General features: G+C 61.4%; 12 protein-coding genes. 11 read left to right on the top strand and 1 reads right to left on the bottom strand.

Annotated elements, in window-relative coordinates; translation table 11 throughout:
• Nucleotides 1-41 precede the first annotated feature (41 nt).
• From guaB to AC1AX7_RS07800, 7 genes are all read left to right on the top strand, one after another.
• Nucleotides 42-1,583: an IMP dehydrogenase gene (guaB, locus tag AC1AX7_RS07830; protein WP_476509532.1), complete on the top strand. Its 1,542-nt coding sequence runs from the start codon at nucleotides 42-44 to the stop codon at nucleotides 1,581-1,583.
• Nucleotides 1,584-1,770: 187 nt separating this feature from the next.
• Nucleotides 1,771-2,418 (top strand): oligoribonuclease, encoded by a 648-nt coding sequence (gene orn / locus AC1AX7_RS07825; protein ID WP_476509531.1) that lies wholly within the window; start codon nucleotides 1,771-1,773, stop codon nucleotides 2,416-2,418.
• 98 nt (nucleotides 2,419-2,516) lie between these two features.
• Nucleotides 2,517-3,371: a Cof-type HAD-IIB family hydrolase gene (locus AC1AX7_RS07820; RefSeq protein WP_476509530.1), complete on the top strand. Its 855-nt coding sequence runs from the start codon at nucleotides 2,517-2,519 to the stop codon at nucleotides 3,369-3,371.
• Nucleotide 3,372: 1 nt separating this feature from the next.
• The gene (locus AC1AX7_RS07815; RefSeq protein WP_476509596.1) at nucleotides 3,373-4,824 is read left to right on the top strand and encodes a PIF1 family DEAD/DEAH box helicase; all 1,452 of its coding nucleotides are present in this window, start codon (nucleotides 3,373-3,375) and stop codon (nucleotides 4,822-4,824) included.
• Between the two features lie 122 nt (nucleotides 4,825-4,946).
• A complete protein-coding gene (locus AC1AX7_RS07810) occupies nucleotides 4,947-5,396 on the top strand; it encodes a permease (RefSeq protein ID WP_476509529.1) in 450 nt (149 codons plus the stop codon).
• A gap of 46 nt (nucleotides 5,397-5,442) precedes the next feature.
• Nucleotides 5,443-7,239 (top strand): proline--tRNA ligase, encoded by a 1,797-nt coding sequence (locus tag AC1AX7_RS07805; protein WP_476509528.1) that lies wholly within the window; start codon nucleotides 5,443-5,445, stop codon nucleotides 7,237-7,239.
• 343 nt (nucleotides 7,240-7,582) lie between these two features.
• Nucleotides 7,583-8,308 carry a single-stranded DNA-binding protein gene (locus AC1AX7_RS07800; protein ID WP_476509527.1) on the top strand — a complete coding sequence of 242 codons (726 nt, stop codon included), beginning with the start codon at nucleotides 7,583-7,585 and terminating at the stop codon, nucleotides 8,306-8,308.
• A 57-nt stretch (nucleotides 8,309-8,365) separates the two neighbouring features.
• On the opposite strand, the gene AC1AX7_RS07795 is transcribed toward AC1AX7_RS07800, so the two are convergent.
• Nucleotides 8,366-10,447, bottom strand: a complete 2,082-nt coding sequence (locus AC1AX7_RS07795) for a M13 family metallopeptidase (RefSeq protein WP_476509526.1) — start codon at nucleotides 10,445-10,447, stop codon at nucleotides 8,366-8,368.
• 179 nt (nucleotides 10,448-10,626) lie between these two features.
• Here AC1AX7_RS07795 and AC1AX7_RS07790 point away from each other — a divergent pair, with 179 nt between their 5' ends.
• The 4 genes from AC1AX7_RS07790 (at nucleotide 10,627) to AC1AX7_RS07775 (ending at nucleotide 15,388) form a co-directional block, all read left to right on the top strand.
• Nucleotides 10,627-11,640, top strand: coding sequence for an HdeD family acid-resistance protein (locus AC1AX7_RS07790; RefSeq protein WP_476509525.1), 1,014 nt, complete (start codon nucleotides 10,627-10,629; stop codon nucleotides 11,638-11,640).
• A 63-nt stretch (nucleotides 11,641-11,703) separates the two neighbouring features.
• Nucleotides 11,704-12,480, top strand: coding sequence for a type I methionyl aminopeptidase (gene map / locus AC1AX7_RS07785; RefSeq protein ID WP_476509524.1), 777 nt, complete (start codon nucleotides 11,704-11,706; stop codon nucleotides 12,478-12,480).
• A gap of 270 nt (nucleotides 12,481-12,750) precedes the next feature.
• Nucleotides 12,751-14,055, top strand: coding sequence for a citrate synthase (locus AC1AX7_RS07780; RefSeq protein ID WP_476509523.1), 1,305 nt, complete (start codon nucleotides 12,751-12,753; stop codon nucleotides 14,053-14,055).
• A 340-nt stretch (nucleotides 14,056-14,395) separates the two neighbouring features.
• Nucleotides 14,396-15,388, top strand: a complete 993-nt coding sequence (locus AC1AX7_RS07775) for a response regulator transcription factor (RefSeq protein ID WP_476509522.1) — start codon at nucleotides 14,396-14,398, stop codon at nucleotides 15,386-15,388.
• Nucleotides 15,389-15,872: the final 484 nt, after the last annotated feature.

Here is a 15,872-nt window from a genome sequence, read left to right as displayed (position 1 = left end):
GTCCGTGTCGTTTCGTCAGCACGCACTCATATAGTGGGCCTATGGTTACAACCGATATGAACGCTCAATCCCAGTATGCACCGCTTCCGCCGATTTTCTCCCAGCTTGGCCTCGCCTATGACGATGTGCTGCTGCTGCCGAACGAAACCGACGTCATTCCGTCCGAAGTGGACACCACCACGCATCTGACGCGCAACATCACCATGAAGGTTCCGGCGATCTCCGCCGCCATGGATACCGTCACCGAATCCGAAATGGCCATCGCCATGGCCCGTAACGGCGGTATCGGCGTGCTGCATCGCAACCTGTCCATCGACGATCAGGCCGCCCAGGTCGATATCGTCAAGCGCAGCGAATCCGGCATGATCACCGATCCGCTGACCGTCAACCCGGACGTCACGCTTGCCGATCTCGACAAGCTGTGCGGCCGTTTCCATATCTCCGGCCTGCCGGTCGTCGACAAGGACAACAAGCTCGTCGGCATCATCACCAATCGCGACATGCGTTTCATCGCCTCCGAGGATTACGACCACCTCAAGGTGCGCGACGTGATGACCAAGGAGAACCTGATCACCGGCCCGTCCAACATCTCCAAGGAAGACGCCCACGACCTGCTGGCCAAGAACAAGGTCGAAAAGCTGCCGCTGGTCGACTCCGAAGGCCACCTGACCGGTCTGATCACCGTCAAGGACTTCGTCAAGACCGAACAGTACCCGGACGCCACCAAGGACGAGCAGGGCCGTCTGCGCGTCGCAGCGGGCATCGGCTTCCTCGGCGACGCCTGGCAGCGCGCCTCCGCACTGATGGAGGCCGGCGTCGACGTTCTCGTCGTCGACACCGCCAACGGCGAAGCCAAGCTGGCCCTCGACATGATCCGTCGCATCAAGTCCGATCCGGCCTTCAAGGGCGTTGACATCATCGGCGGCAACATCGCCACCCGCCAGGGCGCTCAGGCCATGATCGACGCCGGCGTCGACGCGGTCAAGGTCGGCGTCGGCCCGGGCTCCATCTGCACCACCCGCGTGGTCGCGGGCGTCGGCGTTCCGCAGCTGACCGCGGTCTATGAGGCCGCTCAGGCCTGCCGCGCCGCCGGCGTGCCGTGCATCGCCGATGGCGGCATCCACTACTCCGGCGACATCGCCAAGGCTCTGGTCGCCGGCGCCAGCTCCGTCATGCTCGGCGGCACCCTGGCCGGCTGCGAGGAGGCTCCGGGCGAGAAGGTCCTGCTGCACGGCAAGCAGTACAAGCTGTACCGCGGCATGGGCTCCCTGGGCGCCATGGCTCCGCGCGGCAAGAAGAGCTACTCCAAGGACCGCTACTTCCAGGCCGACGTCACGTCCAACGACAAGGTCATTCCGGAAGGCGTCGAAGGCGAAGTCCCGTACCGCGGCTCGCTGAACGCCGTGCTGTACCAGATGATCGGCGGCCTGCACCAGTCGATGTTCTACATCGGCGCGCACAACATCGCCGAAATGCCGGAAAAGGGCCGCTTCATCCGCATCACCGACGCGGGTCTGCGCGAATCCCATCCGCACGACATCGTGATGACCGCCGAAGCCCCGAACTACACGGGCCGCGGCTGATCCGCACGGACTGATGCGACCGTGAGGTCCCATCAGCCGTATCGATCGTATGGATCATCTGAGGCGAGGCCTGGAACTCCGGTTTCAGGCCTCGCCTTCGTATTGCCGGGCAACGGCGATGGTAGGCTTCATACAGGTCACACAAGCCGGCGCATGCCGGTAGGCGAATGCAGAAACGAGGCTGACGATGGTTGACGCGCATGATGGCGAAACGTATACGGCGAAGGATTCACGCCTGATCTGGATCGACTGCGAGATGACGGGGCTGGATATCTTCGGCGGCGACGAATTGGTGGAGATCTCCGTCGTGCCGACCGACTTCGATCTGAACGTGCTCGATGAAGGCATCGATTACGTGATCAAGCCGTCCGATGCGGCGGTGGCGCATATGAACGATTTCGTGCGCGACATGCATACGCGCTCCGGACTGATCGATGAATGGGAGCATGGCCTGAGCCTCGAAGAGGCCGAAGCGAAGGTGACCGAATACGTGGCCCGCTTCACGCCGCAGGGCGTGCGCCCGCTGCTGGCCGGCAATTCGATCGGTTCGGACAAGAAGTTCCTTGACCATTACATGCCGGGGCTGATGAGCCACCTGCATTATCGCGTCGTCGACGTGAGCACGCTGAAGGAATTGGCGCGCCGCTGGTATCCGGCCGTATACGAGAACCGTCCGCCGAAGAACGGCGGACACCGTGCGCTGGCGGACATCATCGAATCCTTGGATGAGCTGCGCTACTACCGCAAGGCCTTCATGGCGCCGGCCCCCGGCCCGGACGCCGCCGAGGCGAAGGCGATCGCCGACGACATCTCGGCGACCAGCATCGCGCACTGAAACGAAGCGCATACGCCGCCGGCGTCGGAATCATGGAATCGGTGCCGGCATCGCAGACATCGAAGGCATCGAAGACCTGAAACACGGAAAGGACGGGCATGACCGCACTTGATTGGACCGCCATCGAAGGCCCGCAGGACATCCGTCTTGTGGTCGCCGACATGGACGGCACCCTGCTCGACGGCCAAAGCCGGATACCGGAAGGTTTTTGGGAGATGATGGACAGGCTGCGCGCCGCCGGCATCGAATTCGTGCCCGCATCCGGCCGTCAGTATGCGACGCTGCGCAACATGTTCTCCCAAAAGGCGGACGGCCTGTCCTACATTGCGGAAAACGGCAATGTCGTGGCCGTCGACGGCGTCGTCGTCGAAACGCACGGCGTCGACGTCGACGTCACCCGTCGCGTCATCGACCTGGTCGACGACGCCGTCGCGGGCGGACGCCATGATGCGGGACTGGTCGTGTGCGGCCTGAAAACGGCGTACGTGCAGCGCGACGATGAGGCTTTCGTCGCCGAATGCGGCAAATACTACGCCGCGCTGAGCGTCGTGCCGGACCTGTACGACGTGCTGGCCGGCATTCCGGAAAAGGATGAGATCCTCAAGCTGGCGATTTTTGATTTCGGTGACGCGGAATCGACCACGAACGACTTGTTCCTGCCGTTGGCGGACGATTATCAGGTCGTCGTCTCCGGTGCGCATTGGGTCGATATCATGGACCGCGACGTCGACAAGAAGCAGGGTGTGCTGGCCTTGCAGCGGCATCTGGGCGTCACTGCGGCGCAGACCGCGGTGTTCGGCGATTACCTGAACGATCTGGAGATGCTGGAGGCCGGCGAATGGTCGTTCGCCATGGGCAACGCGCATCCGCGGCTGAAGGAGGCGGCGCGCTACATCGCGCCGACCAATGTGGAACATGGCGTGCTGCGCGTCGTGGACAGGCTGGTCGGCTGACATGCTCCAATCCGAAGCGCTGGCGATTCTCGAATCAGGTGCGAACGTGTTCCTCACCGGCGCTCCCGGTGCCGGCAAAACATATGTGCTGAACGAATTCGTCGCCGATGCGCGGCGTGACGGCACCTCCGTATCAGTCACCGCATCCACCGGCATCGCGGCGACGCATATCAACGGGCAGACCATCCACTCGTGGAGCGGCGTCGGACTGGCGACCGCGCTGAGCGACAATCTGCTCAAAACCATTCGCGCACGTCGTAAACGCAAGCTGCAGGCCGCCGACATCCTCATCATCGACGAAGTGTCGATGATGCACGCCTGGCTGTTCGACATGGTCGATCAGGTGTGCCGGCGCGTCCGGCATGACGAAAGGCCGTTCGGCGGTCTTCAGGTCGTGCTGTCGGGCGATTTCTTCCAATTGCCGCCGGTCAGCGTATCAGGTAGGAACCATGACCTGATCGCGCCTTCGCCGGAATTCGTCGCAAGCCGCGAACGCTATGCGAAGGCGGGGCGCAATCCGGAGGGGTTCATCACCGAATCGCTGGTGTGGGACGAATTGTCGCCTGTCGTGTGCTATCTGACCGAACAGCATCGTCAGGACGACGGGCGGCTGCTCGGTGTGCTCACCGATATCCGCGAAGGACGCGTGGACGACGCCGACCGCGATCTGCTGCTGACCAGGCTTGGCGTTTTTCCTGAGCCGGGCCAGCAGGCCGTCAACCTGTTCCCGGTGAACAGGCAGGCGGACACGCTTAACGACATGCGCCTGTTCGAGATCCACAGCGAAGCGCATGAATTCCACGCCGAATCCGCAGGACCGGCGAATCTTGTGGAACGTTTGAAGAAGAACATGCTTGCGCCGGAAAAGCTGGTGCTGAAAACCGGAGCGGCCGTCATGGCGGTGCGCAACGATCCCGATCATCAGTTCGTCAACGGCTCTCTCGGCACGGTGCGCGGATTCGCGCCGGAAAACAAAGGCGGATGGCCGATCGTCGAATTCGAAAACGGCAACATCGTCACGATGAAGCAGAACTGCTGGGAGATGATGGACGGCGAAACCGTGCTCGCCTCCGTCAATCAGGTGCCGCTGCGCTGCGCGTGGGCGATCACGATCCACAAATCGCAGGGCATGACGCTTGACCGCGCGGTCATGGACCTGCGACGCACATTCGCGCCCGGCATGGGATACGTCGCATTGTCGCGCGTCGAACGATTGGACGGCCTGTATCTGGGCGGCGTCAACGAGCGCATGTTCCTCGTCTCGCCGGAAGCGGTGCTGCTCGACGGGCGGCTGCGCGCCGAATCCGCCGCCGCCGGCGCGCAGCTTGCCGGCCAAGGCGCCTCCTCGTTCCTGCAGCGCAAGGCCCAGCCTGAATTGTTCGATGTCGGTGCCGGTTCCGATATGCCGGACGCGGGCGAATTCGGTGAATTCGCCCAATCCGCCCTGTTCTGAACGACGATCCGCATCACGGCGCTTCGCTACGGGGAAAGCGCATGGCGCGGCGTTATCATTGGATGTACTCGATGACGAGTGCGGGCGAAGCGGGGAGACCCGTTTCGCGGATTTGGAGGTGCATGATGAAGCACATGAAGCACATGAAGTCGTATGCGATCTCCGCGGTCGGTCTGCTTATCCTGTTTGCGGTATTCCTGATGTTCGGCATGCCGTCGCTGCCGGCCTGGGGCACGGTGAAGCTGACCGACATCCTCACCATCATCGGCGGCCTGCTGTTTGTGCTGCCCATGTATGTCGAATCGGTCAAACGCAAGGACGCGGCCAATGCACGGCATCGTTGGGTGTGGTATTACCTGCCGATCGCGGGCATTGTGCTGGTATGCGTCGGCATCTTCATTCCCAACAGCGTGATGCTTTTTTCGATCGTGCCGCTGGCGGATGCGCTGTATCTGATCGGATGCCTGCTGATGCTGATCATCTACGCGTATCCTCCGTTCGACATCGAACATGAGATGCTGGAGGAAGCGGTGGAGGACGAAGTCGACGAGGAGAGCGCGCAGGGGCGGTAATGTCCCCCAACGCTAATATTTTGGGCATATGACCAAAGCACTTCGTATGTCCACCATGTTCCTGCGCACCCTGCGCGAGGACCCTGCCGACGCCGACGTTGATTCCGCCAAGCTGCTGCAGCGTGCCGGCTATATCCGCAAAACCGCTCCCGGCATCTGGACCTGGCTGCCGCTCGGTTTGAACGTTCTCAACAAGATCGAAGCCATCATCCGTGAGGAGATGAACGGCATCGGCGCCCAGGAAGTGCATTTCCCGGCACTGCTGCCGCGCGAGCCGTATGAGGCGACCCACCGCTGGGAGGAGTACGGCGAGAACCTGTTCCGTCTGAAGGACCGTCACGACGCCGACTATCTGCTGGCGCCGACGCACGAGGAAATGTTCACCCTGCTGGTCAAGGACATGTATTCCTCCTACAAGGATCTGCCGGTCACCCTGTACCAGATCCAGACCAAGTACCGTGACGAATTCCGTCCGCGCGCAGGCCTTGTGCGCGGACGCGAATTCGTGATGAAGGACGCCTATTCGTTCACGCTGGACGAAGAGGGCATGAAGCAGTGCTATATGGACGAGCGCGGCGCATACGAACGCATCTTCCAGCGTCTGCACCTGGATTACGTGCCGGTGTTCGCAATGTCCGGCCCGATGGGCGGCTCCGCTTCCGAAGAGTTCCTCGCCCCGATGCCGATCGGCGAGGACACGTTCGCGCTGGCGCCGTCCGGCAAGGCCTGGAACGTGGAAGCCCTGACCACTCCGGAGGTGCCGGAAGTCGATTGCGGCGCCACCGCAGCCATGGAATCGTTGGACACCCCGGAATCCAAGACCATCGAAGATCTGGTGGCCACCGCCAACCGCCTGTACCCGCGTGAGGACGGCCGCGAATGGACCGCCGCCGACACGCTGAAGACCGTCGCCGTCACCGTGCTGCATGCCGAAGACGACGACCATGACAAGCCGTGGCGTGAAGTCATCGCCGTCGCCATTCCGGGCGACCGTCAGGTCGATATGAAGCGTCTGGAAGCCCAGTTCGCTCCGTCCGAGCTGGAGGAATCCACCGAGGAGGACCTCAAGCGGCATCCGGAAATGGTCGCCGGCTACATGGGCCCGATGGTGTTCGGCAGGCAGGGCGAGGCCGCGGGCGTGGCCGAGCCGGTCCGCTTCTTCATCGACGCGCACGTCGCCCGTGGCTCCGAATGGATCATCGGCGGCGATGAAGCCGGCAAGCACCGCTTCCATGCGGTGTACGGCCGTGATTTCGAGGCCGACGGCACCGTGGAGGCCGTGGAGGTCCGCCATGGCGACATGAGCCCGGACGGTTCCGGTCCGCTGAGCTTCGAACGCGGCGTGGAGATCGGTCAGGTGTTCCAGCTTGGTCTGAAGTATTCCAAGGCCCTTGACCTGAAGGTGCTCGACCAGAACGGCAAGACCGTTCCGGTCTGGATGGGCTGCTACGGCATCGGCGTCAGCCGCGTGCTCGCCTGTCTGGCTGAAGTGCACCATGACGAAAAGGGCTTGGCGTGGCCGGCCGTCGTCGCTCCGGCGCAGGTGCATGTCGTCGCCACCGGCAAGGACGAGGCCGCGTTCGAGGCCGCCGAAAAGCTGGTTTCCGAACTTGAGGCGAATGGCGTCGAGGTGATTTACGACGATCGCAAGAAGGTCTCTCCGGGCGTCAAGTTCAAGGACGCCGAGCTGATCGGCGTGCCGCTGATCGCCGTCGCGGGCCGCGACACCGTGAACAACGGCACCATCGAAGTGCGCGACCGTAACGGCGAGAATTCCGAAGCCGTGCCGGTCGCCGACGCCGCAAAGGCCATTGCCGGCCGTCTGTCGGTACTGCTGGCCTGAAACGGCGTGAAACGCCGTTTCCTAGCGGTCATGGATGCCGCGATTGATTGATATGGAGGCGATTCCGTCCGCTGGGCGGAGTCGCCTTCTGCATTGTGGATAAGTAAAAACAGTCCACACACTATCCACAACACGCCGGCGGAATCGTCCATTCGTCCACAAGGCCCGTTCGGCCTTGTGCCGGGAAGCGAATGCCCTGATAGTGGTGATATCGCGGAAGCCGGAACGGAGAATTCGAACATCGAATAGATCGACCCCTCACACCCGTTGATGTGACGTTTTCCGTTTCCGTGCTTCCGTGGGCAACATAGCGAATCTCAACGACGAGTCGAAGGCGGTTATCATGGCACAGCAGCAGGCGATAGTGACCATAACGGGTTTTGTAGGCAACAAGCCTGAACAGTACAACAGGAACGGCATGCCACATGCGAGCAGGTTCAGGCTGGCAAGCACGCGAAGCTATTTCGACCAGCGTACGCAGACCTGGAAGGACCTTCCGACCACATGGATCACGGTGAAAAGCTACCGCACATTGTCGTCGAACGTATGCCAATCGTTGAACAAGGGCGATGCGGCCATCGTCACGGGCGTGCTCAGCACCGAAGTGTGGGCGAACGAGCAGGGCGAAATGCGTTCAAGAACGGTGTTGGAAGCCAGCAGCGTCGGCCATGATCTGAATTACGGCACGACATATCTGCGCAGGTGGACGGAAAAGCAGAGCAGGAACGCCAGGAATGAGAACGACCGGGAGCGGGATGATGAAGACGTTGCCGTGAACACGGCGAATATGCCGAATGTGCCGCCGGCTGCCGCGAACGGCGCTGCCGGGGTCATGCCGGTGGAGATCACGGTCCATGATGAAGGGGCCGCAGTTGTTTCCGACGCCGTCAACGAGAGCGTTCCCGTGCATGAGGAGGTCGCTGCGGACCATGATATGGCCGTGGAACAGGTCAATGCCGCCATGTCGGCTTCGGCTGGGGGCGGAGACCGGAATAACTCCGAACATAATGAAACCGCCGCATCCGACGGACTGTCGGAATACGACGGTGATGACGGCCCGCCGTTCTGATCGGTCCGATACGACGGTTATGACGACCGGGAACGGCGGGCCATGACGAAACCGTCGCTACCAGATGCGTACGCGCTGATCGGGGTCAAGCCACATGCCGTCGCCCGGCTGCACGTCGAACGCCTTGTAGAACAGGTCCACGTTGCTGGCGATGCCGTTGGTCCGGCATTCGGCGGGGGAGTGCGGGTCGATCTGCAGATATTGCTCCGCGAGTTCGTCGCGGTTCTTCGTACGCCAGATGGAGGCATAGTTCAGGAAGAAACGCTGCAGGCCGGTGAATCCGTCCATTTCCGGAGCGGTGTCGAGCGAGGCCTCAATGGCTTCGGGCGAACCGTCGACTTCGCGGCCGGCCGCCTTGTCGAGAGCGAATGCGTAGGCCTTGAGCGCGATGTTCACGCCGCCCAGATCGCCGATGTTCTCGCCGATCGTCAGCGCGCCGTTCACGTGCGGGGCCTTGTCGGGGTCGTCGGCATACTTCTCGGCCAGCTGCACCGGCACGAACGCGTCGTACTGTTCGATCAGCGCCTTCGTGCGGGCTTCGAAGTTCTTCTTGTCGTCTTCGGTCCACCAGTCATGCAGCCTGCCGTCGCCGTCATACTGGGCGCCCTGGTCATCGAAACCGTGCCCGATCTCATGGCCGATCACCGCGCCGATGCCGCCGTAGTTCGCGGCGTCCTCGGCCTCGGGATTGAAGAACGGCGGCTGCAGGATCGCGGCCGGGAACACGATCACGTTCATGGTCGGCTCATAGTAGGCGTTCACGGTCTGCGGATTCATCAGCCACTCGTCCCTGTCGACCGGCTTGCCGGCCTTCGACAGCTGGTATCCGGTCTCATACAGGTTGGCGGCGCGCATGTTCGCGGCCAGACCGGCGTCCGCGCGCACGTTCAGCGCGGCGTAATCGCGCCAATGGTCCGTATACCCGATCTTCGGCACGAACTTCGACAGCTTCTCCAACGCCTTCGCCTTGGTGCCTTCTCCAAGCCAATCGGAATTGGAGATCGACACACGGTACGCTTCGATCAGATTGGCCACGAGTTCTTCCATGCGGTGCTTCGAGGACTCGGGGAAATGACGCTTCACATACTCACGGCCGACATCCTCGCCGCAGACGCCATTGACCAGCGAAACCGCGCGCTTCCAGCGGTCGCGCTGCTTCTTCTGGCCCGACAGCACTTTGCCGTAGAAGTCGAAATTCGTTTCGTCGAATTCGTGCGGCAGCACCAGCGTGGAGCCGACGATCGTATGAACGCGGGCCCACAGCTTCAGATCATCCAGCTCCACGTTCTTCCACAAAGCGTTCAAACCGGTCAGGAAGCTCGGCTCATGAACGATCACGCGGGACAGTGCGCCCTTGAAATCGACCGGTTGGCTGGAAGCGGCTTCGGTCGCGTCATATGCGGCCTGCCAGGCGTCGACCCAAGCCACGATGTCGAAGTCGGCGAGCATCTCGGCAAGTTCGTCGAAATCGACGGGGTTATACGTCTTCTGCGAATCTCGAGTGGCGACGTTATCCCAATGCGCGTCGGCGATGCGCGTCTCCACATCCAGCAGACGCCTTGCGTCAGCGACGGCCTCGTCTTCGGAATCGGCGTAATGCGCGTTCCTCAACTGACGGGCCACCATGTCGACGTACGCTTCGCGAATCGGCGCATAATGGTCTTCGCGGTAATACGCCTCATCGGGAAGCCCCAGGCCGGCCTGCTCGATATGCACGATGTTGTTGTCCGGGTCTCCCGGATCGCCGTAGATCGCGATGCCCAGCAGATCGGGGCCTCCGGTCGGATTCAACGAGCCAAGCACGCGAGTCAGCGTGGCCTTGCAGTCGGCTTCGTCGATGGCCTTCAACGCATCCGCGATAGGGGTCAGTCCGGCCCGTTCGATCGCATCGACGTCGAGGAAGCTGCGATACAGCGCCTGCGATTTGGTCGCAGAACAGTCGGCGTCTTCGAGGATGTCTCGAATCTGGCTTTCGGCGTCCTCGGCGAGCTTGTCGAAGGAGCCATAACGGGAACGGTCGTCGGGAAGACGGTACATATCGATCCAGGGACCGTTGACATAGCGGAACAAATCAGTGGAGGCGGAAGTCACGGCGGAGAACGATGCCGGATCGATGCCCGAAGTCAGGGTTGTATTCATGGCTTTACACTATCCGCGTTTGGTGACAATTCCCGTCCATGCAGGCGCTTCACAGCGAACATGCATGAATCTTGCCGGGAACGACAGGGTAGGGCGCCTACATTGGGGTTTGGGCGCGGACCGGACCTCAGCCATCGTGAAAAGGCCGAGGCCGGCCGCATGCAGGCATGTAAGGAGCGATGATGACAGACGATATCGGCAATGGCGCGGATAGCCAGGACCGTGGATATGACGACGGACGACAGGGCGGCATGAATCGGCAGAACGGATGGAACCAGCCGGAATGGGGCGCGTCGGGACAGCCCCAGGAACAGCAAGGACGACAGGAGGCATACGGACAAGGACCCCATCCCCGGCAGGGGCCTTACGCCCAGAACCCGTATGATCGGCAAAACCCTTACGGGCAGGGCCCCTACGCCCAGGCGCCATATCCTCAGAACCCGTATGGGCCGCAGGGCCAGTGGCAGTACGGGACGGACCAGCCCCAGGGGGCGCCGTACGAGAACGGCTATGGGGCCGGCTATGGGAACGGTCAAGGCCAAGGGTATGGAACGGGGTACGCGAACAACGGCGCCGGATACGCGCCGAATGGTGGCGCCGGCCCGTCCGGTCTGTTCTCGAATCCATTCCGGCTGATCGAGGAAATGCTGCCGCAACGTGCGAAGAACGCGGTCCGCGTCGTCTATGGCGTGGTCGGCGTCGCGGCGTTGCTGATCGGCGCGGCGCTATTGCTGTGGCCCGGCGCCACGTTGCATGTCGCGGCCGTCGCCTTGGGCATCTACTTCGTCGTCTCCGGCGTGATCCGCATCATCATGGCGCTGGTGGAAGTCGGATTGCCGGGCGGCTGGCGTGTCCTCGACGTGCTCGTGGGACTGCTGCTGGCCGTCGGCGGCGTGGTCGTATTGAAGAATTCCGTGGTTTCCGCGCAGACGCTCGTCCTGCTCATCACGATGGTCGTCGGGCTCGGATGGATGGTCGAAGGCGTGATGGCGCTGATCGAATCATGGCGCACCTCGGGATCGGGATGGGCGATCCCGTATGCGGTGATCTCCATCATCGCCGGGCTCATCGTGCTGTGCTCGCCGGTCAGCTCGACCGTATGGCTGGTGATGTTCGGCGGCATCGCGCTGATAATCACGGGCATATCGTCTTTGATCCGCGCCTTCACCTTCGGCAAGACGCCCAAGCGTTAGGATTCGACGCCGGCGTCGACGGACGGCATCGACGAAGTAGAGCTCACGAAGTAGGGTGGAAGCATGATCGAATTGAAGACACCAAAGGAAATCGAGGCGATGAAGCCGGCCGGACGTTTTGTCGGCGGCATTCTGCGTGACCTCAAGGAATTCACCAAAGTCGGCACCAATCTGTTGGAAATCGACGAATTCGTGCACAAGCGCATCATCGACCGCAAGGGCGCCGAATCCTGCTATGTGGATTACGCCCCGGATTTCGGCACCGGCCCGTTCGCCCACTACATCTGCACCTCCGTCAACGACGCGGTGCTGCACGGCGTACCGTATGACTACAACCTGAAGGACGGCGACCTGCTCAGCCTCGACCTCGCCATCAACGTGGACGGCTGGGTGGCGGACTCCGCCATCAGCTTCATCGTCGGCGACAAGCAGGATCCGGAAGACCTGCGCCTGATCAAGAGCACCGAAGAGGCGCTTGCGGCCGCCATCGAAATGGCCCAGCCGGGCAATCGACTCGGTGACATCTCCTGCGCCATCGGCGACGTGGCCCGCTCCTACGGATACCCGGTCAATCTGGAATTCGGCGGGCACGGCGTCGGACACATCATGCACGGCGACCCGCATGTTCCCAACGACGGCAAGGCCCATCACGGCTACCGCCTGCGCCCGGGCCTGGTCATCGCCATCGAACCGTGGTTCCTCAAGACCACCGACGAGATCTACCAGGATCCGAAGGACGGCTGGACGCTGCGCTCGCAGGACGGCTCCCGCGGCGCGCACAGCGAGCACACCATCGCCATCACCGAAAACGGCCCGATCATTCTGACCGTGCGCGACTAGCGCGAGACCAAACGGTTGCGCGCATCGTACGGGCGCGCAATCGCATCCGCAGCCATCCAAAGCGGCATTACGTCTTTCCATATGAGGCGCGATGCCGCTTTTCCATACCGTCCCCCGTCCCAGCGGCTCATCAGCGGTTCGTCACCAGTCCGTCCGCATATCCTGCCCGCATATAAAACGTCATTTTGAGACGGCAACATCCCGTGAAACGAATGTGCCCTATAGTGAACGATACTTTGCTTACGGCAGGCACGACGAAAGGAATGCGATATGGCGATGGCCCAGCTCAAGGTGGATTCCAGCGAATACACGCTGCCTGTAGTCAAGGCCACATCCGGCGCGGACGGCATCGTCGTCTCCTCCCTGCGCAACGACGGCTGGGTCACCCTCGACCCGGGCTTCCTGACCACCGCGCAATGCGAATCGAAAATCACGTACATCGACGGGCAGCGTTCCATCCTGCGCTACCGCGGCTACCCGATCGAACAGCTTTGCGAGCAATCCGACTTCCTCGAAGTCGCATGGCTGCTGCGCCATGGCGAACTGCCGACCAGACAGCAGTTCGAAGCCTTCTGCGCCGACGTCAACCATCGCACGATGGTCGGCGAGGATTTCCGCACGTTCATGGGTTCCTTCCCCCGCACCGCGCATCCGATGAGCGTGCTCGCCTCCGCGGTCAACGCGCTCGCCACGTTCTACCCGGACACCACCGATTCGTTGGATTCCGACCAGTTGGACGAGGCCGCCGTCATCATCATGGCGAAGGTCCGCACCATCGTCAGCTATATTTTCCGCCGTCGCCGCGATGAGCCGATGCTGTACCCGGATTATGCGCGCGGCTACGTCGACGACTTCCTGCGCATGTGCTTCGCCGTGCCGTACGAGCCGTTCGAATCCGACCCGCTGTATGTGCACGCGCTGGGCCGCCTGCTGATCATCCACGCCGACCATGAGCAGAACTGCTCAACGTCGGTGGTGCGCATCGCAGGCAGCGCGCATGCCAATCTGTATTCCTCCATCGCGGCCGGCATCAATGCGTTGTCCGGACCGCTGCATGGCGGGGCGAACGAGGCGGTGCTGCGCCAGTTGAAGGCCATCCGCGATTCGGGCAAGTCCGTACGCGAATTCGTCGAGGACGCCAAGGCGAACGGCCAGCGTATTTCAGGCCTCGGCCACCGCGTGTACAAGTCGTACGATCCTCGCGCGGCCATCGCCCGCCAGTATTTGGAAAAGATCATGGACCGCGAGGACACGAAGCGTCTGCCGGCCGACGAGCGCGCCCTCTTCGACGTCGCCACCGAATTGGAGGACATCGCCCTCAACGACGAATATTTCGTCTCGCGCCACCTGTATCCGAACGTCGACTTCTACACGGGGCTGATCTACCGCGCCATCGGCTTCGACCCGGCCATGTTCACCACATTGTTCGCACTGGGCCGCATCCCCGGATGGATCGCGCAGTATCGCGAAATGCTGGCCGACCCGAACACGAAGATCGGCCGCCCGCGTCAGGTCTACACCGGCGAGCCGCAGCGCGACTACGTGCCGATCGAGGGACGGCAGTGCGAACTGTAAACCGGCTCGTGGCCCGGGCTTCCTAGCCGCGAGCCGTGAAAACCGGCGTGGACCTTACTCAAAACGGTCGGGTGTGGTGCGAAAATGGTTTCACCGCGGAGCTATTTTGCGATTGTGTGCACCCTAGCGTCGTGGGACAGTGATTCGTCCGTTGGAATTTCAAGGAAAAACGGTGTGGCAATGGGTCGGTTCGAAGACGCATGTACACACAATCGTGAGATGGCCTTCAAAACATGCGGGACATTCCACGGGAATCGGTTTTTCCTTTCCCTGTGGTGTCCTGTCGCCGTTGAGGGCTTACGTTCGGCGGTCACCGGCGGAACGCGCACCGGACCGTTGTATGGATCGGCTCGATTCGTCATCGGATGTTCGCCGTGGGGGCGGCAGGCTCGGTCCGCTCTATCGGTTCGGGCCGTTTGACCGGTTTGGCTGGTTCAGCTGGTTTGACCGATTTGGTCCGTTCGGCTGGTTCGGTTCATTCGGTCCGTTCGGTCAGCGAGGGACGTTCGGCATGCACCTGCCGAGGAAGGCTCTCGACGGGATTGTTCAACCGGCGTTCAGATTCGCTTCGATGCGGCGAAACATGCCGGATGTATATGTGATTGGTATGGAACCTGTGACGGGTAGTGAAATCTCCATCGCCATCGTGGATAACGATCCGATCGTGCTCGGCGCTTTGCGGTTCTTGCTCGAGCGCAGGTACGGATTGTCGGTGGCGTGGGTGGCGAGAAAAGGCAGGGACGCGGTCTCCCGTTGCCTGAAGGGCGGAACGCCTGATGTCATGATCGTGGACATGTCGCTTGATGATATGCGGGGGACTGAGGTCTGTCGTGCGATACGTGCCGATAACGGCAGGGTCGCATTGCTGGGAATTACGTCATACCTTTTGGAATCGTATGCTGCCGAAGTCGCCGAATGCGGCGCCCAGGGCATTGTCGGAAAGACCGATATCAGGGAAATCGCGGCTGCGGTCCGAACGCTTGCACGGGGGAGAACGATGTCCCCTCCGCCCCAATGCCGGAATGTGTCGTTCGATACGGCGGCCCATAGCCATCAACGCGAGTGTGACCATCCGTCACATTCAAACCCTGCCGACAAGCCGGACCTTGGGTCCAGGGAGATCCAGATTCTGGAACTCACATTGCGGGGATACGACCAGAATGAGATCTCCAACCGTCTCGACATTTCCGCCGCAACTGTTCGTACATACACAAAACGCGCCAGAGAGAAACTACATTGCCGAACCCTGGCTCAGGCGGCGGCGAAATGGGGTCAATTGAGGAAAACGTACCTGCGCCCGAACGGATGGGGAGGGGGATGCGGTGTGCGTTGAAAAGTCTGTGGCACTCTACAGTCTTCAGCCCGGAAAGATCGTCAACATTAGGCATGTTGAGTGGGGAAGCAAGGCGGTCGGAAGAATCATCAAAGCGCGTGTGGACGATCGACAGGATTAACAAATCGCCTATGCCGGTAACGAGCATGGACGTCATTCTAATCGGCCATGCTTGCATGGCTGGGGCGTATATTACGCCTGTTCCGAGTTTCCTGTTTGCGGAAATCATCAACGTTTGTCGGTATCGGTCAACGAACGTTGACTTATCAATCATGAGGGGTTTCTTTTATGCCACAATTGCATTATGCGTTGCGCATTCATAAAAAAGAAGCACAGGGGAAAAAGAAGGGGTGATTCAGTTTGAACTGCACCCCAAAAGTTGGATTGGAAATATTCTGATCTGATTTTTGGAGGTACGGTTTCTCATGTCACAGGACGGAAGAAGACGTTACAGCGACCGGTACATGCGACGCGTCGCCGGTCT

The sequence above is a fragment of the Bifidobacterium sp. LH_449 genome (assembly GCF_056356755.1).
Note: the sequence above shows the minus strand (reverse complement) of the source record. Positions and strands in the feature narration are given on the sequence as shown.

Bases quoted from the DNA above. Each gene is read 5' to 3' on its own strand.
- AC1AX7_RS07815 (WP_476509596.1), top strand. From the start codon at position 3,373: ATGCTCCAATCCGAAGCGCTGGCGATTCTCGAATCAGGTGCGAACGTG.
- AC1AX7_RS07795 (WP_476509526.1), bottom strand. From the start codon at position 10,447: ATGAATACAACCCTGACTTCGGGCATCGATCCGGCATCGTTCTCCGCC.
- AC1AX7_RS07820 (WP_476509530.1), top strand. From the start codon at position 2,517: ATGACCGCACTTGATTGGACCGCCATCGAAGGCCCGCAGGACATCCGT.
- AC1AX7_RS07775 (WP_476509522.1), top strand. From the start codon at position 14,396: ATGGATCGGCTCGATTCGTCATCGGATGTTCGCCGTGGGGGCGGCAGG.
- map (WP_476509524.1), top strand. From the start codon at position 11,704: ATGATCGAATTGAAGACACCAAAGGAAATCGAGGCGATGAAGCCGGCC.
- AC1AX7_RS07780 (WP_476509523.1), top strand. From the start codon at position 12,751: ATGGCGATGGCCCAGCTCAAGGTGGATTCCAGCGAATACACGCTGCCT.
- AC1AX7_RS07800 (WP_476509527.1), top strand. From the start codon at position 7,583: ATGGCACAGCAGCAGGCGATAGTGACCATAACGGGTTTTGTAGGCAAC.
- AC1AX7_RS07810 (WP_476509529.1), top strand. From the start codon at position 4,947: ATGATGAAGCACATGAAGCACATGAAGTCGTATGCGATCTCCGCGGTC.
- AC1AX7_RS07805 (WP_476509528.1), top strand. From the start codon at position 5,443: ATGTCCACCATGTTCCTGCGCACCCTGCGCGAGGACCCTGCCGACGCC.
- guaB (WP_476509532.1), top strand. From the start codon at position 42: ATGGTTACAACCGATATGAACGCTCAATCCCAGTATGCACCGCTTCCG.
- AC1AX7_RS07790 (WP_476509525.1), top strand. From the start codon at position 10,627: ATGATGACAGACGATATCGGCAATGGCGCGGATAGCCAGGACCGTGGA.
- orn (WP_476509531.1), top strand. From the start codon at position 1,771: ATGGTTGACGCGCATGATGGCGAAACGTATACGGCGAAGGATTCACGC.